This is a genomic window from Microcoleus sp. T3_A4 (genome assembly GCF_036700465.1).
Taxonomy (GTDB): domain Bacteria; phylum Cyanobacteriota; class Cyanobacteriia; order Cyanobacteriales; family Microcoleaceae; genus Microcoleus.
Genome location: NZ_JAUBOY010000042.1, coordinates 31,337 through 55,909 on the forward strand (window position 1 = coordinate 31,337; position 24,573 = coordinate 55,909).

The window sequence follows — 24,573 nt, forward strand, 5'->3', positions numbered from 1 at the left end:
ATGGTAAAAATTAACGCTAAGTCAAAACGCACCAGCTTTGTGTATAGAATAGCACGTTAGAAAGGAAATTTTGTGTTTTTGTAACAAATGTTGAGTTTTTAATGTAGCGATCGAGTTTGGGACTTTTATGATTAATGTAAATTGTGTAGCCTGTCTTTGATTTTTGTGCGAGTCACCAATGCAGACTCACAGCGTTCCCAGTAAATTTTAGCCACGCGATCGCCCGGATTCTGACGCCAACACTCGGAAAACAGTCGCGCCGCTTCAAATAACTTCCCTTCCGAGTAAAGTGCCCTAGCTTCTGCAAACAATTCCAGCGTAGCTAACTTGGTCTGTTTAATTTCTGGCGGATCTGCATCAAACACCTCATAAATCGTCACAGCTTCGGATTTTCCCTTGACTTTTACCGTGTCTAGAGTGCGGATTGTGTACTGAGATGGATTTTTCAGGCGCGTATAAGTTGGCTGGGTAATTAACAGCGAAACCCCATAATTTTTTGTCAAACTTTCCACGCGAGAAGCTAAATTAACGGCATCACTAATTACCGTCCCGTCCATGCGATTTGGTCCGCCCACAGTTCCCAGCATCAAAGAACCCGTATTAATCCCAATCCCAATCTGAATCGGTGCACAGCCAGCGTTAGCGCAGTATTCATTGTATTCAGCGAGACGGTGCAGCATAGCAATTCCCGCTTTCACCGCATTATCCGCCTCGCCGCTAAATAGCGCCATAATCGCATCGCCAATATATTTGTCGATAAACCCCTTATTTTCATTAATGACAGGTTCCATGCGACTGAGATAAGAATTGATAAATTTGAAATTATCCTCCGGCGTCATAGTTTCCGAAAGCGTGGTGAAGTCGCGAATGTCGGAAAACAACACCGACATTTCTAACTGCACTTGGTCGCCCAATTCGACATCAATGATGCTTGATTTCTCTAAAAACTGGAGGAATTGATGGGGAATAAATCGCTCGTAAGCTTTGTTGAGTTGAACCAGCCTGCTTTCATTTTCGCGTAATTCTGTATAAAGCTTAGAATTTTGAATTGAGATAGCCGCTTGTCCAGATAACACTTTTAATAGTTCCACTCTTTCAGGGGTAAAAGCCCCCGCTGTCAGATTATTTTCTAAGTAAACAATACTAATGACTTGAGATTGGTTAATCAGCGGTACACATAAAATTGATTTGGGCTGATGCTTTCGGATGTGGGCGTCCTTAGTAAATTGTCCCGATCGCGCAGCATCATCTAGTACCACGCTTTCTTGAGTGCGACTCACATAATTGACAATTGCGGAAGCAAGTTCTGGACAGGTTTCAACGGGGATTGACTGCAACACGGTGACGAGTTCGTCATCGATTTTCCCTTCTGCTTCAATGAACAGTTGTCCCTGGTTTAACAAAATTAGATAGCCTCGTTGCGCCCCTGCATTTTCCATCAAAATTTTCATCAAGCTAGACAGTAGCTTATCTAGCATAATTTCTCCAGAAATCGCCTGAGAAGCCTTCATGACGGCGGTTATATCTAGGTGATTACCCGAACCAGTCGTTGTCATTGCTACAGTAGTTTGAGTGTTTTTTCTTCCCGGTTGAGTTACCGCGAATAAGTGGGGATATCGCGTTTCTAAATCAGTTACCTTAGCAGGAGCTCCCCATTCAACATAACAATAATACGCCTCAAATATGTAGGCTTGAGCAACTTTTGTTTTGCCCCATTCCCCGTAAAATTTGGCTGCTAGTTCGTTTGCCAAGGCTTCGTCATTAACATATTTGTTTTCTTTGGCTCCAGAAATTGCGCGATCGTACATTTCAATCGCCTCGGCTTTATTACCCAACACCCGTTGCCGTTCTGCTTCCACTAAATACCATTTATGCAGATAATTCATGGGAGCATTTTGCGCCCACTGTTGCAGCGTGGTTTGATGGGTTTCCACTAAGGCAAGAATTTCAGTTTGCTCAATTGCTGGCTGTGCGAGAAAAAGTGCCAGGTGCGTCAGGGCGGCATAAAAATGAAAAATGGGAACAAAAGCTGATCCAGATACTCCCATCAAATACTGTATGACTTGGGAAATGTGGTCTAAGGCAGCCGTGTAATTCCCATAGCAGTAAGCAAGCAGCAGTTTGAAGATGTAGGCACAGGCGATCGCCGTGAATTCATTATCCTGATAGTGCTTGGGAATCATCACCGTTTCATCGTAGGCAGAGCCTATTAACAAATCCGGCCGAATATGGGTTTCCCTCAAGTTTTGCACCGTCTGCTGAATCATATCCAAATAAACCCGAGCAGAATATTGTTTCAACTGCGCCATGACAGCCCTATAACTTGCTATTTCTGGTTCCCAAGTGTCTAGTTCTACACCAGCGAATAAATGAGTATAAAAGCAAATATATATGTTATAGCCAGCGTCTACAAAGTCGCCTGTTTCCATACCAAACCTATAGCCCTCTTTCAGCGTCGGTATCGTTGCCAAAAGAGATTCTTGGCGATGCTGAATCCAGCCACCAAACAAAAGTAGAACTGTGGACTTGAATTCGGGCACATTCAACCGATCGAGCAATGAAAGTGCCAATTTCCCAAAGCCATAGCCAGTTTCCACCTCTTGTAAAAAGGCACAGAACACCATCCCGTGCATCGCATAACCCACCGTCGATGCGGGCGCATTCCCAAAGGAGAGCGATAAACTCACCATCGTGGAGCTCAGTAGGGGCAGCAAACCGGGCATTCCCTGGAAAATGGGTGGAAACAACATACCAGACAGTTGCATAGCTGCCTGAGTCTGTGGATTTGTCATCACAGGTAGGTCAACCAATTCCTCAATCTTTCTGCCGGTTAATTGGGGCGCAAGGGCTTGTAACGCTTTGCCAATCTTGGCTTCATCAGGTTCGGCAGGGAGTTCAATTCCCAATTGTAAGAGTGCCTCTCTTGCTACGGCGATCGTTTCTAACACCTTGCTCTGGGCGGTCTGAGCGGCAATTTTAATTTCGTAAATTTTAACTCGATCTAAAATTGTTTGGGCTTCTTGCAAAACCAGTCCTGCCATCTGTTCCATACCATCAAAGTCACCATTTAAATAGGCAATTTCAGCAGCAGCAACATAAAGATTTAGCGCCAATTCATATTGAGTTTGCCAGCATTGAGGTGTCAGTAGCTCAATGCCCGTTTGTAGATAGATATTTGCGGCAGCGTAGGCGGTAGAATTTCTAGCCTTACGTCCAGCTTCTAAGTTGAGTTGGGCTAAGGCTGAGCGTTCACTTAATTGATGGATTAACTCAATTCCTTGATTTAAATGCCCGACAATATCAAATATTTTTTCTTCTATTTCTATCTCGGAAGAACTTTGTAGCAGTAACTGTCCTATTTTCAGATGAGTGGCTTGTTTTTGGTCGTCTGGGATTAGGGAATAAGCCGCTTGCTGGACGCGATCGTGCAGGAACTTATAAGTTGGATTAGCAACAGACCCAGGAGGGTATTGAGCATCTGCTTGAATGAAGTTATAGCCTTCTGACATCACTAAAATCAGTCCTTCTTGCAAGGCTTTCCACAGTGCTGATGCCGTTTCTTCTGGTAATTCTTCGCTGACTATTGCCAATGTCTCTAAATCAAACTGCGCCCCAATGCACGCGGCAAGTTTGAGAACATCCTGAGTTTCGGCAGGCAACTTCTGCAATTGCACCGCCATAAACTCCACCACATCCGAGGCGTCGGCAAATTTAACTTGATTAATATCGCACTGCCACCCCCCTTTACTGCCCCCCTTACTAATAGGGGATTGAGGGGGGTTAAAAATAATTTGACCATCTTCATACAAGGCCTTGAGGAATTGAGTCGAGAAAAAAGGATTACCTTGGGTTTTTTGGTAAACCAATTCTGTCAAAGGTGTAGCTAAAGATAAATCGCAAATCAGCGTATCTGCTACCAACTGATTGAGATCTGCTAAACTCAACGGTTGCAGGGTAATCGTATTCACCACTGCCCCAGACTTCACAATCTCATCCACAGTCAACATAAACGGATGAGCCGGTGATACCTCATTATCCCGATAAGCACCCAATACTAACAGATGCCCCGTATCCTCCATCAATAGTTGTAGCAATTTCAGCGATGCCGAATCTGCCCACTGCAAATCGTCCAGAAACATCACTAAGGGATGTTCTGCTTGGGTAAATACTTGCACAAATTTCTGCATTAGCAGATTGAAGCGATTTTGGGCGGCACTCCCCGACAATTCTAGTGCAGGATTTTGAGCGCCAATGATGTGTTCTAATTCAGGAATTACGTCAATCAAGACTTGCCCACTCTCGCCTACTGCGGTGAGAATCTGGGTTTGCCATCTGTGTAACTGAGCGTCACTTTCTGATAATAATTGTCCCATCAATTCCCGAAATGCTTGCACAAATGCACTGAAGGGAATATTTCGTTGAAATTGGTCGTATTTGCCTTTGATAAAATATCCACGCTGTCGGGCGATCGGCTTATGCACTTCATTCACTACTGCGGTTTTCCCAATCCCAGAAAAGCCACCTACAAGCATCATTTCTGCACTAGAATTACGAACTCTTTCAAAGGCATTTAATAGATGAAAAACTTCGGTTTCTCTGCCGTATAACTTTTCGGGAATCAGGAAATGGTCTGTAAGATCCAGCGTTCCCAAGTCAAATTCTTCTATCCTATCGGTTTCTTGTAATTGAACCAGACACATTTCTAAGTCCTGCTTAAGACCCAATGCAGTTTGATAGCGATTTTCCGCATTTTTTGCCATCAGCTTGCTGACAATTTGCGAGACAATTAAGGGAATTTCCGGCGTGATTTCGTGCGGGGGAACTGGCTGTCTGGCAATGTGGCAGTGAACTAGCTCTAAAGCGTCTTCTGTCTCAAAAGGTAGTTTTCCTGTCAGTAATTCGTAAAAGGTGACGCCGAGGGAGTAAAAGTCAGTGCGGTAATCGATAGAGCGATTCATCCTACCAGTTTGTTCGGGTGAAATATAGGCTAAGGTTCCTTCTAAAATGTTGGGGTTTTTCAGGGTTGGCATTTCTCGCGTTAGCTGAGTGGAAATGCCAAAGTCGATAATTTTGAGCTGCCCGGTCGCTGGATTAAATACTATATTAGAAGGGTTAATATCTTTGTGGATAATATTGGCGCTATGAATTTTCCCTAAAGTTTCAGTGGCAGCGCTCGCAATTTGCAGAAATTCCTTGAGGCTAAACTTTCGCTGCTGCATCCATATTTTCAACGATTCCCCGCCAAAGTCCTCCACAAAAATCACGAGGCTGTTTTGGTATTTTTGCAAGTCATAAACTTGCACGACTCCCGCCTCTTTCAGCTCTCGGGTGATGCGGTATTCGGTACGGTAGCGTAGCAATTCTTGAGGTGTCGGGTAGCTCTCTTTGAGCAGTTTGAGGATGAGCGGTTGGTGATCCGCTTCCCGAATCGCCCGGTACACCAGAGAGTTAGCACTTTCGTAAAGCAGCTTCTGGACGGCAATGCCTGGAATGGACAGCATATTTATTTTTCTGGTAAAAATTAACGCGCCGTCAGAACACACCCGGTTCGTTGTGTAAAGAATAGCGCTTTAGAAAGGAACAAATTATGTTTTTATAACACACTCTTAGTTTTTCGGCAGCGAAGTGGCTTTCAGGTGGTCTGGCAGAGTAAGGATAAGGAGTTATCATGCGACGTACCTAAGCCTTGTTAATTCTCAACTCCATGAATTGTCCCCGTTTCGGTTCTCCAAACATGGTTAAAAATTGTGCCACCTCCAGCGCTAAGCAAAACTTTAAATGTATATATTGTCACAGGCAGTTTGTTTAAAACCCCAGACATCAAAGGATTTCAGAAGAAATAAAAAAATTGAGCGATCGGCTTTTATTAGAAAAAATATCTTGAGTCGCGATTGTCAAAGTCACGAGGGTGTCCCCCCGCTGGTTCCAATACTATGTGTTTTTCAACAATTAGTATCAGTCCTCCGGAAAGTTCAAGTAAAGTCAAAAAACCAAGGCAAGCTAACGATCCAAAGTGATGAAATGTGGTCGTTTGTAGGCAATAAGGGTAACAAGCAGTGGAAATAGCTGGCGATTGATGCCTTGACCAAAGAAATTCTAGGGGTTTATAGCAATCCTACATGAGTCGTAAGTTTTTCACCCCACCCCAACCCTCCCCTTAGTAAGGGGAGGGAGTAAGAAATTCACAAATGATGCGAGGATGGCTATATATAGGAAGTCTAGTTGAAATGGGTGCTAAAGGTTTTTGGGATTCCCTCCCAGGAGTTTACAGACAATGTGCCGTCTATTATACAGATTTTTTGGTCGCATATAAAAAAGTTTTGCCTCGCCAGCGACACAAATCTGTCGGGAAAGATACGGGCAAAACTTCTGATCTCTAAAGATGCAAGAACTCCCTGATGTACAGGATATCTCGCTATTGTTGTAAGAAAGAGTCTTTCCTAATCTAAAAAGCTCTCCAATCGTGTGGGAGCTTTGTGGTATTTTATTCATCATTACAACGCTTCTTTATCCCTAAAAGGATTAAGAATTTTTCGTTGCTATGGAGGACTACCAGGCTTTGTTCTGATGATTTTGGAGAGTGATTTATCTACTTCCTCTTACCCTTCCCCGCTACAAACTCCCGCAGCCGGAGTAAACTAGCCGTTTGCCCCAAATTCAGCGGCAGCAGCGACACTCCCTCCAACCGAGACTGCACCCAACCATCGCCCCAATACCACTCGTGAAATCCGTCAATTCCCTGACTCAATAACAGCCGCAGACAATTGTGCTCAACAATATCAACGTGATGCTGAACTGCCACGGGGCCTAGCCAACTTGTAAAGGTCAAACCTTGAGCAAATTCTTCCGGCAAACCGCTAGACAACTGCTGTGGCCACAGCCACTGCTGCAATTGACTTGGACGCAACAAGCTGTCTCTAATCGCTGTTTCGGAAGCTTCAAGCTCAATCCGCAGGTTGCTTTGTTGAAAATTACCGAGCATAAGAATTTTAGATATAACTGCAAGTAACTTTAATGTAACTTATTGGACTGGTTCCCACCTGTTCCGGGCGGGCAAGATGCCCAACCCCTACTCCCCACAAGCAGAAAATTCACTCTTTGTGGAACAGGCCGGAAAGCCTGTTCAGGGCGGGCGGGCTAGAAGCCCAACCCCTACTCCCCACAAGCAGAAAATTCACTCTTTGTGGAACAGGCTAGGGAAGCTTGTTCATGTCCGGGCGGGCTAGAAGCCCAACCCCTACTCCCCACAAGCAGAAAATTCATTCTTTGTGGAACAGGCATCTTGCCTGTTCTTAGAAAATAGTGCAAAATGTTCGATCGCACATCAACGTCCATAACTGTTCCAAAGCACTGAAAAATTTAAGATCTTCGATCGCACCTACTGCCCCAGACCCGATTTTCGTATCGAACTGTTAAGCTCTGTTTCATTTCATTGAAATCTCCCCTGCTTCACGCCACCGCATCCAAAGTCCGTGATACCATCACACCTGAGTAATGCCTATAGAAAAAAACTGGAGAGAAAAGCTTTGACACTAAGGGTTGCAGTAGTAGGTTCAGGCCCTGCGGGTTCTTCCGCCGCCGAAACATTGGTAAAAGCAGGCATCGAAACATACCTATTCGAGCGTAAATTAGACAACGCCAAACCCTGCGGTGGGGCGATTCCCCTGTGCATGGTCAGCGAATTCGACTTGCCGCAAAGTATTATTGACCGCCAAGTCAGAAAAATGAAAATGATCTCCCCCTCCAACGTCGAGGTGGACATCAATATTGAAAACGCACACGAATACATCGGTATGTGCCGCCGCGAAGTGCTCGACGGCTTCATGCGCGATCGCGCCGCTTCCTTGGGTGCAAAACTGATTAACGGCACCGTTCACAAATTAGAAATTCCCGGCAACAATACAGACCCCTATACTCTCCACTATGCCGACCACTCCGACGGCAGCGCAATGGGAATTCAGAAAACTCTGAAAGTGGATTTGGTAATCGGGGCTGACGGCGCTAACTCCCGCGTAGCAAAGGCGATCGACGCTGGCGACTACAATTATGCGATCGCCTTCCAAGAGCGCATCCGCCTGCCAGAAGATAAAATGGCTTACTACGAAGACTTAGCCGAAATGTACGTCGGCGACGACGTATCTACCGACTTCTACGCTTGGGTGTTCCCCAAATACGACCACGTAGCCGTCGGTACCGGCACGATGAAAGTCAATCAAGCCAGCATCAAAAAGCTGCAAGCAGGCGTCCGCGCCCGCGCTGCCAAAAAACTGATGGGCGGTGAGATTATTAAAGTGGAAGCTCACCCCATCCCGGAACACCCGCGTCCCCGCCGGGTTGTCGGCCGAGTTGCTCTCGTAGGCGATGCCGCAGGTTACGTTACCAAGTCTTCCGGCGAAGGTATCTATTTTGCTGCCAAGTCTGGCCGGATGTGTGCCGAAACTATTGTGGAGATTTCCAATAAAGGCGCGCGCATTCCGACTGAAGAGGAAATTAAGATTTACTTGAAGCGGTGGGATAAAGCCTACGGCATTACTTACAAAGTTCTCGACATTTTGCAGCGCGTGTTCTACCGTTCCGACGCTACTCGCGAAGCTTTTGTGGAAATGTGTGCCGATCGCGATGTGCAGAAACTCACATTCGATAGCTATTTGTATAAGACAGTAGTACCGGCTAATCCCTTCATTCAGATGAAGATTACCGCCAAAACCATTGGTAGCTTGTTGCGAGGCAATGCTTTAGCGCCTTAATCCCCAGCAGATAAAACGCACTTTGTATAAAAAAAGCGGGCAGTCACAAAACTGCTCGCTTTTTTTTTGATCTAAGATAACGAACCGCGAAGGCGCTAAGGGCGCGAAGGAAGAGGAAGAAGAAGAATTGTTAGTTCAAGTTCAACTGCACTAAGGTATCGGGGGCGAGGAAGTGGGAAATGTGATAAGCCCGCTCTTCTGTTTTTAGCAGGATTTTTTCGTAGAGGTAGCGGGTAGCTCGATCGCCCAAACTTTCTGCTTGTCCTGCTTGACGCCGCAGCAAACCGAGGATAGCTTGCTCTGCTGCCAAATCGTGTTCCAGCATTTGGCGGCAGGAATATACGCCGTCGGCTTCCGGATCAAAACAGCACAGCTCGGCTAACTTGCTAAAGCTAGCTGCCGGTATGCCGCCCAACCCGTTTAACCGTTCGCCCAACTCGTGGACGCTATCTTGAGCTTCTCCGTAGCTTTCTTCAAAGAATTTGTGCAAGGAGTAAAATTCTGCCCCTTCCACCACAAAATGATGTTTTTGATATTGCAGGTATAGAGCCTGAAAACTGGCCAGCAGCGCGTTCATCCCTTCACAAATCGGTGCTGTGACTGAATGTTCCAGTAGAACTGGGTTTTCGGCTATGTGGCCAAACGGTCTCAATGCACTCTGAGTCTCAGCCATGTGTGTTCTCCTCTCAATAGGCAGTTTTGTTGCCAATAGAGTCAGTCTAGCACCCTAGATTTACCCGTCAAGCAGCGTCTGCCTCGATAGTAGAAGATTTTGTAGAGTAGGAATTTTTTTTTCTAAACCTATTGAGAATTATTAGCAGTTGGGTTATGCTGGAACAAGATCCTCGTTCTGAACGCTTCCTGAAAGTGGGGCGAACCTTCTGAAGGCAGAAGGCAGAGGGCAAAAGGCAGAATTTTTCAGGAAGGGCTTTTGATCATCTTTGATGTTCTGCTGAAATCTGGCTTTTAACTTCTACCCGCTACCATTGAGGGTAAAAATTAATGCAAATTATTACTGTTGTTACAAAATGAATCCAGCAGATCCAGAATTAGAAGTTTGTGACATTGTGCAAGTTAGTTGGCTAGATAGGTGGCAAGTTTACAAACGCTTGCAAGAACTAGAAATTCCCTGCTGGTGTGGGGTTGACCAACCTTTGCGGGCAAAAGTCAATACTGTTAAACAAGCGGCTCAGTTAATGAGCGTGTTGAGGCAAGTCAGTGCCCCTCGATGCGAACTCGTGCAGTGGCTGGAATACTGCTGGCAAAGGGGCTAAAGGAAGCAGGAAGTTAGGGAAAGAGCAGCGTACAAGATGTAACGGATGTAACTGATTTAAAGGAGTTATAACAATGTATAAATCTGGCAAGCACGTTTCCGAATTCAACTTAGAGGGAGAAATCCTCGGCCTGATTATTGAAGATGGCTGTAAACTTAAATATTTGCGAATTAGTAGCGATCGGGGAGTAGAATATCTTGTTAAACTTGGCAAGGAATTGCGGGCATTTCTGTCGCCTATTTTGACACCGGGGTTGAGAGTTCAAGTTGTAGGTGAGAAAGAACTCAATTTGAAAAACGGTAAAATAAAACTTAAAGCTCGCAGCCTCAAGCTGGCTCAGGGTAACAACGATCAATCGCCAGAACTGCTCGACTCCACCAATGGGCCTGTTGCGGTATTGACATCCGACGATCGCGCGATCGGCAAAAGCGAATTCACCTCTCCCACAGCAGCTCAAACTGTAAAAGCTCCGGCAAAAACCCAAACCAAAATATTAGTATGTCAAAAATCCGACTGCCTGAAGCGGGGCGCTGGAGGAGTCTGTAAAGCTTTAGAAAATGCTTTGAATGCGCGCGGTTTAGAAGACAAAGTGACAGTACAGGGAACCGGATGTCTCAAACAGTGTAAAGCGGGCCCAAATATAGTTGTGATGCCGGACAAAACTCGCTACAGCCGCATTGCACCGGCAGAAGTTCCAGCAATCATTGACAAACATTGTGCAGTGGTTAAAGCTTAGGCGATCGCACGCATACCGAAACAGTGCGTTAGACATCAGGAAAAATTATTTTGATAGGACTCTGGACCAAAAACTCACTTAGGGGCTTCCTTCGGGAGAATATCTAAGGATAGACTGTATCTGAGACCCTGTGAGTATTGGGATAAAAAGCCATGTCAGAAGCTGATCTTCGAGCCCATCAGCACCAACCGTACCCTGCTGTTCCATCCGATACCGAACCATTTCAGTCAGATTTTGCTGCTGCTGGGGGTTTTGAGCCGATCGCCCCCGATGCGACAGACACTCCCGCAACGGTTCCCCAACAGCCAGAAGAAGACTGGCAAACAGTAGATTTTCCCAACGCCATCAGCGTAGATGCAATTCCCACAACACCTGAAACAAAAAATTTGCCATCTCTGACACAGCCGACTGAGGCGGGCTCGCCCCCGATTTCAGAGAATCTAAAAAATATGCTTGGGAATGCCGAACAGGCCAAGGGCAAAGGATCAACCCCAGTCACCCTCATGCAAGCGCTGCACGAATGCAACCGCGACCTTTTGCAGCGCATCGCCCAGCTAGAAACAGCTCTCGAAGACTCCCAAAAAACCTTGCAGAATCGCGAAGCTTTGCTAGAACAGCGGACTGCAGAACTCGAAAATACTCAAGAACAATTGACGCGGCTGTTTGGCAAAGTGGAAGTTTCCCATCAAACCCTCCAAAGTCAAGAAATTTTAGTCGAAAGTTTAAGAAGTCAGTTGGCAACCAGCCAAGTCAGGCTAGCGACTGTTGAGCGAGAATGTGCGTCTACTGTGCAGCGCTACAACGAACAGTTACAGCAGTTAGTAGCCACAGAAAATATTTGCAGGGAATTGCGAGCCCGCTTGCACCGCCAGCAGCGCCACACTCTGCAATTCAAAGCTGCCTTGGAAAGAAGTTTGGACAGGCCGCAGGTAAAGTCGCCGAGGATCGAGCCGCCTGACAATAATCTGGACACCGCCAGCGCACAATTAGAATCTTTGCTCGCGGCGGTCAAAAGCTCTCAGATGCCGGTGCCACCAGCCTTCAACGCTTCCCCTGTCCAACCTTGGTCGGAACCAGAAGAGGTTCCAGAGGTAGCGGCTGCTGTTGAGGCGATCGAGCCTGAATCCCCAGCCAATGTGGAACTCAACAAATTAGCCGAAGTATCCGCCATTCTATTGCAGGAGAACGAAACCTACCAGCCTCATGAGCCGGCAACTGACTCGGCCGAACCGGTTGCGGAACCTGAACTGCCGATGGCTGAGTCTGAACCCGAAACTGCTACCAAAGTGGACGCCCAAGAATTGGCCAGGGCTTTTCAAATTTTGAACTCTGTTGAAACCTTTGGCATTCAAGAAGTGCGATCGAGTGTGGCAAAACCTACAGCAGTCCCCCAACCAGACTGGCTCAGCTTGATTGCCAGTCCGCTGCGGGCTTCTAAAAAACGCCGATCGCTAGCTGAAATTGAATTGCCGAGTTTTCGATAGCGAACTGAAGTTGCTAGTTTTGAGTCCACACTCAAAACTCAACACTCTTTTCTCCCCTTTCCCATGCCATAGGTGAGAGCATAGCTGGTAGCCAACAGCCACAGCCAAACAGCCGGATACCGGGGCTCCAACCAAGGCTGTACCCTGCGGGCGAAGCTGGGAAGCCATCCGAACAGCAAACTGGCCAAAGCCAGCAGAGTAAAATTCACGTAACTTCCCAGCCAGCGCCAAATATCCCCCAACGTGACAAAATCTAAAATCCACAAGAGGAGAGAAGGGTTTTTTCCGGCTGCTTCGATCGCCAGTCGATTGAAAGTTAGCCAGTCGGTTCTGTCTTTAATAAAAGTTTCAGCTACAGCGAGTTTTTGTGCTGCCAAAATACCGAAAAAGGTATTGAGAATTGAATTAATTCTTTGGGGTGGCAAACTGCTCCCGGTAGGAACCATCATGCCTTTAGAAAATAGCCATGTTACTGAAACATTGCTCTGGTAGGCGCGAATTTGGTTTAAGTGATTTGCCGTCAGCAAATTGTGCTTTAAAGCAGTATCCAAAAGGTCTGTTAAGCGGAAAAGATTGCGGACAAGGGAGCCGAAGCCTGTGAAAACGAGGGGAGATTGCAGAGATGCTGCGTCGCCGATCGAGACTAGGCGATCGATCGCCACGGAGCGATCGCCGCTGTTGCTGCTAAAATGCCCCGGAATATAACCAAAGGTCGGTTTTTTCCACACCAATTTATCGACATCGCAGCGACGGTATTCCGGCAAAATTGCGAAAAAATCCTCGTACATTTCCAGCAAAGAACCGGGGTTCTCTGGATGTACTTGGTGGTAGTGAAATAGATAAACTGTCAGTTCTGTGCCGGCGCCAGGAAACAACTCCCAAATGAGCTGGCGTCCGCGGGAAACGTCCCCGTGAGTGTGGAGTACATCCCCGTACTCGGAATCCCATACTCCCGGCTCAAATCCTCCGTCGATGACTGCTCCCACTGTCGGACAAACGCTGTCAAAAGTCCGCCCTTCGTTCAATTGCCAAGCGATGGGAGAAGCCGAACCCATTGCATCCACCAGCAGCCTTCCTAATGCAGTGCGATCGGCTTTTGTCGGCAAGTGGTGGCCTTGAACTACTACTTTTTCCGCTGCAACATCGGCTCTAACAAAGTCAGTTTCGTCCCAGATTTCTCCACCAGCTTCTGTTAGCTTAACTCCCGCTAAATTCAGCAATTTCTCCCCGTCCACAGCTACATTGAGTACCTTTGGTGTGTGCAGAACTGGCGCTTGAGCCACGGGCGGATTGTTAGCATCAAAAAACTTGTTGTAGCCATCTTTATATTCTCTGGCAATCAAAGTTTCTATTTCTGCCGCAGTAAATAAACCCAAATCAATTAAGCTTTGAATTTCGTCCCGTGAAATATTCCACTCGCGATTCATTCGCCCGAAAGGCATTCGTTCAACTAGCAGCACCCGGTAGCCCAATCTCGCCATGACTGCGGCGTGAATCACTCCCAAGGCCCCGCCAATATAAATTAAGTCATAAAAAGTATCGCCAGAATCAGACACCGAAATCGTGTCTTCTGCCTTCTCCCCTCTTCCCTCTTCCCTGTTCCCTCTTCCTTCTTCCTTCTTCCCTGTTCCTTCTTCCTTCTTCCCTGTTCCCTCTTCCTTCAAAAACACTACTTGTTTTGGCGTTTGAGGATTGCGAGTGCCTTCGCGCCAACGCTGTTCCCACCAGTAGACGCGCTTGAGGTCGTATTCGCCTTGAGGCATTTTTTGGAAGTATTTGACGGTGAGGGGGTAATAGGGGGCAAGAGCCTCAAAAATTGACTGTTTGGAGAGGTCTATGACAGGGGGTTCCCGGTAGCGATCTGGAAACTTGTTTCTTACAGCAAGATTCAGAGCTTCCAGGAACTTTTTTTCTCCCGCAGGCGCCTCTTCTAGACGAAAGACTTTTAAATAAGTGGTGCGCTGCAGTGACCAGACAAAAGTGGAAAGTTCTGTCGCTCGCCAATTTGGGTTTCCTGAATTGGTGTCAGCCAAGGCGGGTTTTGGATTGGCATTTTGAGTTCCAGACTTGAGAACCTCGGCTGTTGTGGCTGGTGAAAGCAGGCGAAAGCCGTCAGCAGTAATAATTTTTTCTCCGATTCCGGGATCGAATTCGTGCTGCAACCAAGTGCAGACGGCTGCTGTATCCGGTGTCGGGACTTCTAGATAAAGAATTTCTTGCATGATTAGGCTCTCAATTCTGAATAAATTAATAAAGATGGGGGAGTTGACAAGGGAGCAAAGTAGGCTATACTCCCGAATACTTATTTAGTTTTAAATAAGTTTACAATGTTCTCAGATTTTTAGGTTTTCGATCGCTCTTGCTCTCGGTTGGCCCGCAGTGGCTGAATATCTACTCCTTTCGGTATGCACTTCTATGAATTATCCCATTCCTACGAATCCTCAAGAAATGATTGCTTTGCGACAGCAGCCGCTGAATGAAGAATTGGTGGCGTCGGCGATCGCGGGTGTGATTCAAATAGCTCGATCGCGATCTCAGTCTTTGGATGAATTGAAGGCTGAAGTACTCGCGGACGACAATTTGCTCGATTTTGCTCAGAGGCTATGGCTGAGCGACATTGTGGCTCAAGCTTGGAACAATTTGCCCTAAATTGTCAACATCCAAACCACCCTCCCGAACGATCGCGTTCGACGGGGAAGGAGGAGCGATCGAGCCGGCGACAACAAGCTGATGAAAGCTAGATTGTCCCGGAGAATTTGTGATATTGTAAAAATTATGGTTAAGTCATTGTTCAATTTATCTCTATTGAGCAACTTTCATAAATTGGCTCCCAGTTTCATAGGTTAGCTGCATCGACCAAATATTTTAATATGCCAATAATTTTACTAATATTATCAATGAAATAATCATTTAAATCAACTTCCATAATTTGATTCCTAAGCCGTAAAAATTTCCAATTGGTTCCTGTTGTGACCACCCCATATATTTCGGAAATGTTATTGTTTCTTCTTTCATTAAAGATTTGAGCGGCAATCATTTCTGCCATACATTGTGGAAGCCCAGCTTGGATATTATCATTTTTAGCTTCTACTAAGGCGACAACAGGGGCTTTGATTAGCAGTTGTTCGGGAGAACGACTAATCATAAAATCACAGAAACCCGTCAATCCTTTTTCTAAATCTACATTAAACTCTTTTCCGGAAAAAAAGCTAATTTGATACTTAAACTGCTTTCTAAGTTCTACTAAAATAGGTGTGACAATTAATTCTGAGCGAGCTTTTTCGGTATTAATTGCTAAAGCTAAAGAAATGTTGTCTTGCAGAGTTTGGCTGAGAAGCTCGCTATACTCGGCTTCGGGTAAATGGGCAAAAATACCAACTTTGTCAGCAATGGTTATGCCAAAGTTGGTTTCAATCATTTCTAGGTTTGTGAATTGGCTGTATGACATTTTTATTATGAGACCAGGAAAAATTGACCATCAAAAATGAAAAAAGATTGTTGTTATTTTAACATATTTGATGCTCGTTTTCAAAGTAATTTGGTATGAGTAACTTGGCGACTAACGCAACTCAACTTCTCGCTTGACTTCTGCCAAAACTCGATCGCCCCGCGTCAACCGGTATTCGGCCCGCCAAACTCCGGGAGTCAGAGGAGAATTTGTACTGTTTCTTTTGCCGACATAACCCAACCAAGTACGGCTGGGGGCTTTAATTTCATTGGTCTGCTCGGCAATGGTTGTGCCGTTGGGTGCAAATAATTTGTATTGTTCGCGATCGCCCTTGAGCACTCCGTAACTTTGCACCCAAAACAACAAAGCGGGACTGTTTGCAGGGAGTTTAGTCTCGGAAAATTGTCCTTCCCAGACAGCGTTCTCGTCCGGCGGCTTATTGGCAAAATCGGCCCGAATTAAACCTGTGGAAACATAGTCTAGAGGCTTGTCCCAAATTGGATTGCGGGCGATGTTGCAGCCTACCTTCGCGTCGGGGCCGACAAACGGATCTACGGGCTTGCCTTGATAGCGAAAAGTTACGTGTACGTGGGGGAAAGATGCCATCCCAGAGTTTCCCACCATGCCCAAAACTGTGCCTTTTTGTACCTGCGTACCCGGTTTGACGGCAACGCTGCCTTGACGGAGGTGGCAGTATTGGGCTTCCCAACCACCGCCGTGGTCGATTACCATGCCGTTGCCGCATTCTGTGCCTGCGATGTTGGCTTTTTCTGTTTCATTTTGTAAACGCCGATCGACCACACCATCTCGCGATCGCAAAACTTTACCTGCTGCGGAGGCAATAACTGGCACTCCTTTTGCCATTGCTTTGGCGTCGGGAATGGCAAAATCTGTGCCGTCGTGCCCGTCGTAGGTTTGGCGCCCGCAGCCAAAATCGACGGCGGTGGGGCCGGGTTCTCGATCGAAATACAGCAATACAAAACAGTCTTTGCCTAGGGTACAGTCGATCGGCTTACCGAATTGCGGGTTGTTCGGCTTTTGGGCGACTGCGGTAGAGACGAGACGCTGGGCGATCGTGTGGGCTTCGGCGATCGGGGCATTTACTCCGCTTTTATTAGCACAACTAGAAAGATTTGTCAACCCCACGACCAACAAAATTGCAGAAATGTGTTTTTTTGATAGTATAGTCATTCGCAGGTTGGAGGTAAAAGCTGAGGTGGGTAGTGAAAAGCCAATTAATCATTCAGAATATAGTTGCTCAAGCATCTAGACGATTGGTAAGGCTTTTTCGTTTCCTATATTTGTTGTATTATTTTGAGTTGGAAATTTAAAATTTTTAATTAATTCAAGAATGCGTTCTAAAATTCGATCGCTCATTTCAATAATTCGGCTGGCCGGGCTTGCTGTTGCGGCTTTGGGGATGTGGGGATTTGCCACCCTTGCCGAAGACGTGTTGGAAAAAGAAAGTTACGTTTTCGATACCTCTATTTTACTAGCTCTGAGGCAATTGCACACTCCGTTGCGCGATCAAATAATGCTGGGCTTTACTTTTTTGGGCGAGCCGAAGCTGCTGCTAGTGATTTGTCTGACGTTGGGTATTGTTTTGCTAGCGCGCAATCACCGCTCGGAAGCTGCAACTATTGCGCTCGCGGGTGGGGGAGCGATCGGTTTAAATTTACTGTTAAAAAAACTTTTTGCCCGCGATCGACCTCAACTTTGGGAGCGCGTTGTTAATGTAACATTTTACAGTTTTCCTAGCGGACACGCGATGATTTCAATGGTTATTTACGGTTTGCTAGGATATTTTTTGGGTGTACGCTTTCCCAAGCAGCGCTGGTCGATTTACGGCTTGACAGTTGTATTAATTGCTGCTATTGGTTTTAGCCGGCTTTACCTAGGAGTTCACTGGCCTACCGATGTTATTGCTGGTTATACGGCTGGTTTGGTGTGGCTGATTACCTGTATTATTACTTTGGAAATATGGAAGGAATTGCGTTCTTTGACTACGGCTTCTAAAGAGGAGTTTTTGTCACCGGAAAATTCTCAACAATAATTTTTAATCTTCTACTCAAGACTGACTATTTGCTTTTGGGTAAAACACATGGCAATTCCTTTTTCGTAGTAAGCTGCCTCGTTAATAAAAATTGGATATACGGTTGATTTACCTTCATACAATACCGACTCACCATCTAAGGTCAAAAACATCGGATCGCCGGGATTTAGGGCTTCATAATCTCTGAATTGCAGATGAGGATGAATCATTGCCTGAATTTCTCGGTTCTCGTTTCTGGGATAGTCGAGCGCCCGAATGCTTTGATAAATAGTCAGGGGATTCTTTGCAGCAGGCATTTTGCCTTGATTGTAGGCTTCTACACAGTCTAAGATTGTGCCGACAACTTGCTCAGTTTGCTGAAATAAAGACGCATCCAAGACGCCTTGTGGCACTGCACCAACTTCCAGCGTACCGCCTAATTCGGAAAGCGATCGCAGCAAAGGACTATCATGATTCTTGGTTGCCGAAGCCAGTAGCTTGAGGTGGGGATACACAGAGGTTAAATAAGCTGCTAGTTGCAGGTTAAATGGATGCTGGCTGGCGAGAATAAATGTTAGCCCCATGTTGGATGTGGTGCTGTGCAAATCGATAATTAAGTTGGGCAGATGAGTGTTTTTTGAGCTAAAAAGGCGGGAGATTTCTTTCGCCCGCTGCGCTTCATAGCTGGAGAGATGGGGATTTTCTAAATCTTGCTTTCTAAAGCAGCGGTTGAGGTCGATATCGATGTAGCGTGTCCCGATTTCGCAAGCTTTGGGATTGGCTAGCAGGGTGATAGTTTCAAAAGTCGATCGCCCAATTAACTCTGGCGCGCGATCGAATTTTTTCACGAGGTAAATTCCTGTGAGTTCGTTTCCGTGGGTTCCTCCCACTATGGCAACACGTTTAATTTGGTTCATAAACAAATAACTTCCTATCCCCAGCTTATCACCCTTTGTCATCTGTTGGTAAAAAACATCACATTGAGGTTGATTGTGTGTTTATATTTAGATTAGCTAAAGTTTAAGTAAGTAGGTAGCACACGCAGAACTGAGAAACCCAGTTTATCTGGGTATTTCTCGTCAATAAACAAAAAAAATACGCTCGCCACCGGGAAGAAATCGATCGCATTATAGTTTCTCATCAAACCGATGATTAAATAGATTAAGTTTAAGAAAACCAGTTTTCGATTGCCAAGTCTTGAAAGTTTGCATAATCAGCAACATTTCGTGTCACCAGAATCAGATTATTGACTTTAACGATCGCTGCAATTTGCCCATCAGCATAAGACGGTGTAAGCCCGATCGGGATGAGTCTTGCTCGTTCTTTAGCAAACCACTCAGCCGCTTCTTGAGTGTAGGGCAAAATCGGTAATTTTACTTTCACTTCTTCCTGAAGATAAGCTTCGATCGCACTGCGACGCTTAGAATCAGGCATTCGATAACAGCCCAGCAGAACTTCATGCCAAACGATCGAGGCGATCGCAACTGTGGATTTTGCCTCAATTAGTTTAGTCATCACATTCGCATTCGGAACAGGACGAACAGGTTCGGAGATAATGTTGGTATCGAGTAAATAACGCAACGTCATTCAAAGATGACCTCGCGTCCTGCAAAAGTTCGATCGCGAACTTCTCCCCAAATTTCATCAGGATTTAAACCCAGTTCGTGCAGTTGATATTTTTCACGAAATGCACTGAGAGATTCTCCAAAGCTAAGTTCGAGATTCTGTGGCTGTTTGCGGCGTTGAATGTATTCGCGCAAGGCAATTTCAACTAGAGTCTCGAACTCAATTTCTCCCTCAAGTTCGATCGCCTCTTGCAGCAGTGCCGTATCCACATTCAGGCTCGTCACCATTAGCTTTCCTCTTTTAACGGTTTATTTTATTATAGTTGTGATGCCTCGCTCAGAAACCGGGTTTTTGCCCAGAAGACGCATGACAGTGTAGAAACAAAAAAAAACCCGGTTTCTTTGATTGTGACGCGCGGGCAACTCCCCATCAAGCGAAAAATCCTGTCACAATAAAATGAATCCTACCGAGAGACAAAGGGCATGACGCGAGAGGAAGCAGTGCGGCGAATTCACCGGGCAGCCGAGGAAAAATTGACGGAACTGGATTTGTCGGGGCTCGACTTGGAGGAATTGCCGCCGGAGATTGGCAAGTGCACGCAGCTTGAGATGCTGGTGTTGGGGAAGTTCGATAAAGAGAAAAGAAGATGGGTTGGGAATAAGTTAACTGAGTTTCCTGATGCTGTTCTTCAATTAACTAACTTAAAAACACTTTCGCTTGTTGAAAATCAGATTACCTCCATCCCAGAAGCGATCGGGCAACTGTCCAATCTGAGAGACCTGAACCTCAGTATCAATCAGATTACCTCCATCCCAGAGGATCTCGCCCAACTGTCGAATCTGACAAAGCTTTACCTGCATACCAATCAGATTACCTCCATCCCAGAGGATCTCGCCCAACTGTCGAATCTGACAAAGCTTTACCTCGGGAAGAATCAGATTACCTCCATCCCAGAGGATCTCGCCCAACTGTCGAATCTGACAGAACTTGTCCTCTGGAACAATCAGATTACCTCCATCCCAGAGGCGATCGGGCAACTGTCGAATCTGACAGCGCTTTTCCTCGATAACAATCAGATTACCTCCATCCCAGAGGCGATCGGGCAACTGTCGAATCTGACAGCGCTTCTCCTCGATAACAATCAGATTACCTCCATCCCAGATGCGCTAGGCAAACTGTCGAATCTGACAGAGCTTTACCTCGGTGACAATCAGATTACCTCTATCTCAGAGGCGATCGCCCAACTGTCCAATCTGACATGGCTTAACCTCAGTAACAATCAAATTACCCAAATCCCAGAAGCGATCGCCCAACTGTCGAATCTGACACGGCTTTCCCTCAGTAACAATCAGATTGAAAAGATTCCTGAAGGCTTAGAAACACTGCCAAAACTTGAAAAACTCGACCTTCGCTGCAATCCCCTGCCCATTTCTCCAGAAGTTCTAGGGCCCGCCAACCTGAACGAAGCCCCCGGCACTCCCGCTGACATCTTTAACTACCTCCGCAAACTCCGCAGCGGCGAAGTTCTCCCCCTCAACGAAGCCAAAGTCCTTCTCGTCGGGCAAGGCAGCGTCGGCAAAACCTGCCTGATCAACCGCCTCATCCACAACAAATACAACCCCAACGAGCCCCAAACCGACGGACTCAACATCACAGACTGGAAAATTACAGTCAACACCAAACCCGTCAAACTCAACGTCTGGGACTTCGGCGGACAAGAAATCTACCACGCCACCCACCAATTTTTCCTTACCAAACGCAGCCTTTACCTGCTGGTGTGCAACTGCCGCACCAGCGAAGACGAAAACCGCCTCGAATACTGGCTGAAACTGATCGAAAGCTTCGGCGACGCATCCCCCGTCATCCTCGTCGGCAACAAGTGCGACGAACAACCCCTGGATCTCAACCGCAAAGCCTTGCGCGACAAATATCCCAACATCAAAGCGATTCTCGAAACCTCCTGCCAAAGCGGAACCGGCATCGACGAACTCCGCAGCGCCATCCACACCGAAATCTCCGAACTCAAAGAAGTCTACGATCTTTTGCCGCTAAGCTGGTTCCAAGTCAAGCAGCGCCTGGAAAACCTCGACAAAGACATCATCAGCATCAGCGAATACGCCACCATCTGCGCCAAAGAAAACATCCTTGAAGAAACCGATCAAACCCAACTCATCGGACTGCTGCACAACCTGGGCATTGTCCTCAACTTCCGCGAACACCCCATCCTGCAATCCACCAACATCCTCAATCCCCACTGGGTGACTGAAGGCATCTATGCCCTCCTCAGCGACGAGGAACTCAAAGTCAAAACCAAAGGCATTCTCACCTACGCCGACCTCAGCCGCATCCTCGACTCAAATAAATATCCCAGCCACCGCTACCACTGCCTCACCGGGTTGATGGGCGAATTTGAACTCTGCTTCCCCGTCAGCAATTACCCGCCGACTTTCCTCATCCCCGGCATCTTGCCCAAAGAGGAACCGCAAAACACCAAACTCCAAGGCGAAACCCTGGAATTTCAATATCACTACCGCATCCTCCCCGACAGCATCCTCTCGCGCTTCATCGTCCTCATGCACGAGAAAATCCACAACTGCACCCACTGGCGCACGGGGGTTATGCTGGAGTACACCGAAGGCGCTGAGGTGTACAACATCGCCCGAATTAAATCTGACCCGGAAGATAAGAAAATCTTTATTGCTGTTAGCGGGCGGGAATCGACGCGGCGTTCTTTCCTCAGCATGATTCGCGATACGTTTACCAAAATCCACAATTCTTTTGCCAATCTGGAAATCAGTCAATGGGTGCCGGTTCCGGGTTATCCCGATGCCGATCCGCTGGATTACGAGGAATTGCTAGGATTGGAGGAGATGGGCGAAAATACGGTGCGCGTTGGGAAACTTAAACTTAAACTGGATTTGCGGCCGTTGTTGGATGGGTATGAGTCGATCGAACTTCGGCGCAGAAACCAAATGGGCGATCGAGAAATGGAAAAATACGGAAGAGAATATGACGACATTGTAGATATCGCTAAACTAGCTGTTAGTAGACCAATTATTAATAAAGCCGAAGCAAAAATGACTCAAAATTCTTCTGACACCAACAACTTTCAAGGTGCTTTTCAAGGTGCTAACTTTTCCGGCAATATCGGCGGTTCGTCGAATAGTGCCGAAGTTGCTGGCAATCAATCCCTGCAAAACAATAACACCAATACCGCCGAACTTTTAAAACTGATTTCCTCGATGCGTGAAACCGCCGATCAGTTTCCCGAAGACATCCGCGAGGGGATAATTATTGATATCGAAGATGTCGAAACCGAAATCAAGAAACCGGAAAACCAATGGAATAAAACTCGATTAAAGAAAAGCTTAACAGCTCTTGTAGCGGCGGGTACTGCGATCGGAGTTGGCATCGCTGGCGTCACTGATTTTGCTGATAAGGCGATCGATGTCGGTCAAAAGCTGGGTATCGAACTCAAGCTACCCTCAGGACGCTAAATCATTTAAAATTAAAATGATTCGGGCGATGATCACCCCAATCAGTCCAAAAACCTCGGTGTTGCCATGCGTAAAATTGTACTATTCATTGCATCTAGTTTGGACGGTTATATCGCGCGATCGAATGGCGATATTGACTGGCTGTTTACAGACCAAAATTACGGTTATAATAAATTCTTAGATAGCATCGATACGGTTCTCATGGGTCGAAAGACTTACGAACAAGTTCTAACTTTTGGCGAGTATCCGTACCAGGAAAAAAAGAGTTATGTTTTTACGAAAAATCTAGATTTTCAAGCCACTTCTGATGTCGAAGTGGTAACAGATTTAGAGAATTTTGTCAATGATTTACGCTTGCTTGACGGCAAAAATATTTGGTTGGTGGGAGGTGCTCTGCTGATTCGCGATTTCCTGAATCAAAACTTTGTCAACGAAGTGATTCTCTCGGTTCATCCGCTTATTTTAGGCGAGGGAATCCCTTTATTTGTTAATCCCATAAATACTACAGCTTTGCAGTTAACTGGATGTCAGACATATAATTCTGGTATGGTTCAGCTATCTTACGATGTCGCGACTTGAGGGCGCGCCCAATTGCTAAATGGCTGGCAAAAATAGAGCCAGTTGGTTATCAAAAAAGGTAAGATAGGACTTAGTAAGTTAGTGATCGATATATTATGTCTGCCAGAGATGTTTTTCATGAAGTTGTCAAAACAGCTTTACAAAAAGAAGGCTGGCATATTACCCACGATCCGTTTCCGATTAGTGTGGGCGGTGTAGATATGTCGATCGATCTGGGAGCAGAAAGGCTGATTGGGGCAGAAAGGCAAGGCGAAAAAATTGCCGTTGAGGTCAAAAGTTTTTTGGCAAAATCGTCGCCAGTCTCGGAATTTCACAGAGCCTTGGGGCAGTTCATTAATTATCGAGCCGCACTCAAAGAAAAAGCACCTGATCGCATTTTGTACTTGGCTGTGCCGTTAATAATTTATGAAGAATTCTTTCAACTAGATTTCCCGAAAGCAAGGATCGAGGAAAACCAGGTAAAAATGATTGTTTATGATACAGCAGCGGAGGTTATTGTAGAATGGAAAAATTAAGCAAATATCGGCAAATTGTGCAGCAAATGTTACTGGAGTACGGCAAGCGCAAACCTGCTCATGGAGACATTGAAGTCGAGACAATTCTTGATACAGAACGAGATCACTACCAAATTTTTTATGTTGGCTGGGACAAGCAGACTAGGGTGCATCACTGTAGCATTCACATAGATATCAAGGGCGGGAAAATTTGGCTTCAATGGAATGCCACTGAAGATGATATTGCTGAAGATTTAGTAATAGCCGGAGTTCCCAAAGAGGATATTGTTTGGGGATTTCAGCCGCCGTTTATGCGGAAGTATACGGGTTATGCAGTGGAATAGATAGCGAATGATGAAATGTGTTTGCTGCTTGTTGCTATTAATATCTTTTTTCGGGATCGCCCTTCCTGCTGAGGCATCTGTATGCCGCAACGATCGAGGCCGCGAGATTTGCATTGTCGATATCAAACGCAGTGCGAAAAACTATTGGGAATACAGGGTAATTCTGAGTGTTGATGGAGTTAAACAGCCTCTAGAAGTCTACAATTGCCGCGATCGCACTACAGTGAAGAAAGATGGAACTGTTTTGGCGTTTGGACAAAACAACCCTGGTGAAATCGTCTGCGGTTTTTTTAATCAGAAATAAGCAAATGAAGTTATTGTAAGGTGCGCTTCGGGCTGAATGTGGCTACCACAAACTCAAAAATTTTTCCC

20 protein-coding genes and 1 pseudogene are annotated in these 24,573 nt (G+C 46.1%); 12 read left to right on the top strand and 9 right to left on the bottom strand.

Going from position 1 to position 24,573, the window contains the following annotated elements:
• Positions 1-131 precede the first annotated feature (131 nt).
• Positions 132-5,501 carry an AAA family ATPase gene (locus QUA07_RS22075; RefSeq protein ID WP_333329246.1) on the bottom strand — a complete coding sequence of 1,790 codons (5,370 nt, stop codon included), beginning with the start codon at positions 5,499-5,501 and terminating at the stop codon, positions 132-134.
• Between the two features lie 203 nt (positions 5,502-5,704).
• Between QUA07_RS22075 and QUA07_RS22080 the strand changes: the two are divergent.
• Positions 5,705-6,510, top strand: a pseudogene (locus QUA07_RS22080) (hypothetical protein); the annotation flags it as partial.
• 79 nt (positions 6,511-6,589) lie between these two features.
• On the opposite strand, the gene QUA07_RS22085 reads toward QUA07_RS22080, so the two are convergent.
• Positions 6,590-6,982 (bottom strand): hypothetical protein, encoded by a 393-nt coding sequence (locus QUA07_RS22085; protein ID WP_333057711.1) that lies wholly within the window; start codon positions 6,980-6,982, stop codon positions 6,590-6,592.
• A 544-nt stretch (positions 6,983-7,526) separates the two neighbouring features.
• Between QUA07_RS22085 and chlP the strand changes: the two genes are divergently transcribed.
• Positions 7,527-8,747: a geranylgeranyl reductase gene (chlP, locus tag QUA07_RS22090; protein ID WP_242723505.1), complete on the top strand. Its 1,221-nt coding sequence runs from the start codon at positions 7,527-7,529 to the stop codon at positions 8,745-8,747.
• A 130-nt stretch (positions 8,748-8,877) separates the two neighbouring features.
• On the opposite strand, the gene QUA07_RS22095 is transcribed toward chlP, so the two are convergent.
• Complete coding sequence (locus QUA07_RS22095) at positions 8,878-9,420, bottom strand: Dps family protein (protein ID WP_333085490.1); 543 nt, start codon at positions 9,418-9,420, stop codon at positions 8,878-8,880.
• Positions 9,421-9,775: 355 nt separating this feature from the next.
• Between QUA07_RS22095 and QUA07_RS22100 the strand changes: the two genes are divergently transcribed.
• From QUA07_RS22100 to QUA07_RS22110, 3 genes are all read left to right on the top strand, one after another.
• Entirely contained in the window at positions 9,776-10,021 is a 246-nt protein-coding gene (locus QUA07_RS22100) for an Asr1405/Asl0597 family protein (protein WP_333329250.1), read from the top strand.
• A gap of 73 nt (positions 10,022-10,094) precedes the next feature.
• A complete protein-coding gene (locus tag QUA07_RS22105; protein WP_333329253.1) occupies positions 10,095-10,757 on the top strand; it encodes a (2Fe-2S) ferredoxin domain-containing protein in 663 nt (220 codons plus the stop codon).
• A 152-nt stretch (positions 10,758-10,909) separates the two neighbouring features.
• Positions 10,910-12,241, top strand: coding sequence for a hypothetical protein (locus tag QUA07_RS22110; protein WP_333329255.1), 1,332 nt, complete (start codon positions 10,910-10,912; stop codon positions 12,239-12,241).
• A 38-nt stretch (positions 12,242-12,279) separates the two neighbouring features.
• Here the strand turns inward: QUA07_RS22110 and QUA07_RS22115 are convergent, their stop codons facing one another.
• Entirely contained in the window at positions 12,280-14,463 is a 2,184-nt protein-coding gene (locus QUA07_RS22115) for a flavin-dependent dehydrogenase (protein ID WP_333329257.1), read from the bottom strand.
• A 193-nt stretch (positions 14,464-14,656) separates the two neighbouring features.
• Here QUA07_RS22115 and QUA07_RS22120 point away from each other — a divergent pair, with 193 nt between their 5' ends.
• Positions 14,657-14,890, top strand: a complete 234-nt coding sequence (locus QUA07_RS22120) for a hypothetical protein (protein WP_190662685.1) — start codon at positions 14,657-14,659, stop codon at positions 14,888-14,890.
• Positions 14,891-15,077: 187 nt separating this feature from the next.
• Here the strand turns inward: QUA07_RS22120 and QUA07_RS22125 are convergent, their stop codons facing one another.
• Together QUA07_RS22125 and QUA07_RS22130 are read right to left on the bottom strand one after the other, a co-directional pair.
• Positions 15,078-15,659: a hypothetical protein gene (locus tag QUA07_RS22125; protein ID WP_333329259.1), complete on the bottom strand. Its 582-nt coding sequence runs from the start codon at positions 15,657-15,659 to the stop codon at positions 15,078-15,080.
• Positions 15,660-15,800: 141 nt separating this feature from the next.
• On the bottom strand, positions 15,801-16,880 hold the full coding sequence (locus QUA07_RS22130) for a M23 family metallopeptidase (RefSeq protein WP_333329262.1): 1,080 nt from the start codon (positions 16,878-16,880) through the stop codon (positions 15,801-15,803).
• Between the two features lie 160 nt (positions 16,881-17,040).
• On the opposite strand from QUA07_RS22130, the gene QUA07_RS22135 reads away from it, so the two are divergent.
• Positions 17,041-17,742 (top strand): phosphatase PAP2 family protein, encoded by a 702-nt coding sequence (locus QUA07_RS22135; protein WP_333329265.1) that lies wholly within the window; start codon positions 17,041-17,043, stop codon positions 17,740-17,742.
• An 11-nt stretch (positions 17,743-17,753) separates the two neighbouring features.
• On the opposite strand, the gene QUA07_RS22140 is transcribed toward QUA07_RS22135, so the two are convergent.
• From QUA07_RS22140 to QUA07_RS22150, 3 genes are all read right to left on the bottom strand, one after another.
• The gene (locus tag QUA07_RS22140) at positions 17,754-18,638 is read right to left on the bottom strand and encodes an aspartoacylase (RefSeq protein WP_333329268.1); all 885 of its coding nucleotides are present in this window, start codon (positions 18,636-18,638) and stop codon (positions 17,754-17,756) included.
• A gap of 250 nt (positions 18,639-18,888) precedes the next feature.
• Complete coding sequence (locus tag QUA07_RS22145; protein WP_333329271.1) at positions 18,889-19,308, bottom strand: type II toxin-antitoxin system VapC family toxin; 420 nt, start codon at positions 19,306-19,308, stop codon at positions 18,889-18,891.
• Positions 19,305-19,574, bottom strand: coding sequence for a type II toxin-antitoxin system VapB family antitoxin (locus tag QUA07_RS22150; RefSeq protein ID WP_242723481.1), 270 nt, complete (start codon positions 19,572-19,574; stop codon positions 19,305-19,307). Before QUA07_RS22150 ends, QUA07_RS22145 begins: the two co-directional genes overlap by 4 nt.
• A 195-nt stretch (positions 19,575-19,769) precedes the next feature.
• On the opposite strand from QUA07_RS22150, the gene QUA07_RS22155 reads away from it, so the two are divergent.
• The 5 genes from QUA07_RS22155 to QUA07_RS22175 all read left to right on the top strand — a co-directional run bounded on the left by QUA07_RS22155 (position 19,770) and on the right by QUA07_RS22175 (position 24,505).
• Positions 19,770-22,784, top strand: a complete 3,015-nt coding sequence (locus QUA07_RS22155; protein ID WP_333329275.1) for a leucine-rich repeat domain-containing protein — start codon at positions 19,770-19,772, stop codon at positions 22,782-22,784.
• 66 nt (positions 22,785-22,850) lie between these two features.
• Entirely contained in the window at positions 22,851-23,363 is a 513-nt protein-coding gene (locus QUA07_RS22160; protein ID WP_333329278.1) for a dihydrofolate reductase family protein, read from the top strand.
• Between the two features lie 95 nt (positions 23,364-23,458).
• Positions 23,459-23,878, top strand: coding sequence for a XisH family protein (locus QUA07_RS22165; protein WP_333329281.1), 420 nt, complete (start codon positions 23,459-23,461; stop codon positions 23,876-23,878).
• Positions 23,866-24,201: a XisI protein gene (locus QUA07_RS22170; RefSeq protein ID WP_190732840.1), complete on the top strand. Its 336-nt coding sequence runs from the start codon at positions 23,866-23,868 to the stop codon at positions 24,199-24,201. Before QUA07_RS22165 ends, QUA07_RS22170 begins: the two co-directional genes overlap by 13 nt.
• A 7-nt stretch (positions 24,202-24,208) precedes the next feature.
• Positions 24,209-24,505, top strand: coding sequence for a hypothetical protein (locus QUA07_RS22175; RefSeq protein WP_333329285.1), 297 nt, complete (start codon positions 24,209-24,211; stop codon positions 24,503-24,505).
• Positions 24,506-24,573 lie beyond the last annotated feature (68 nt).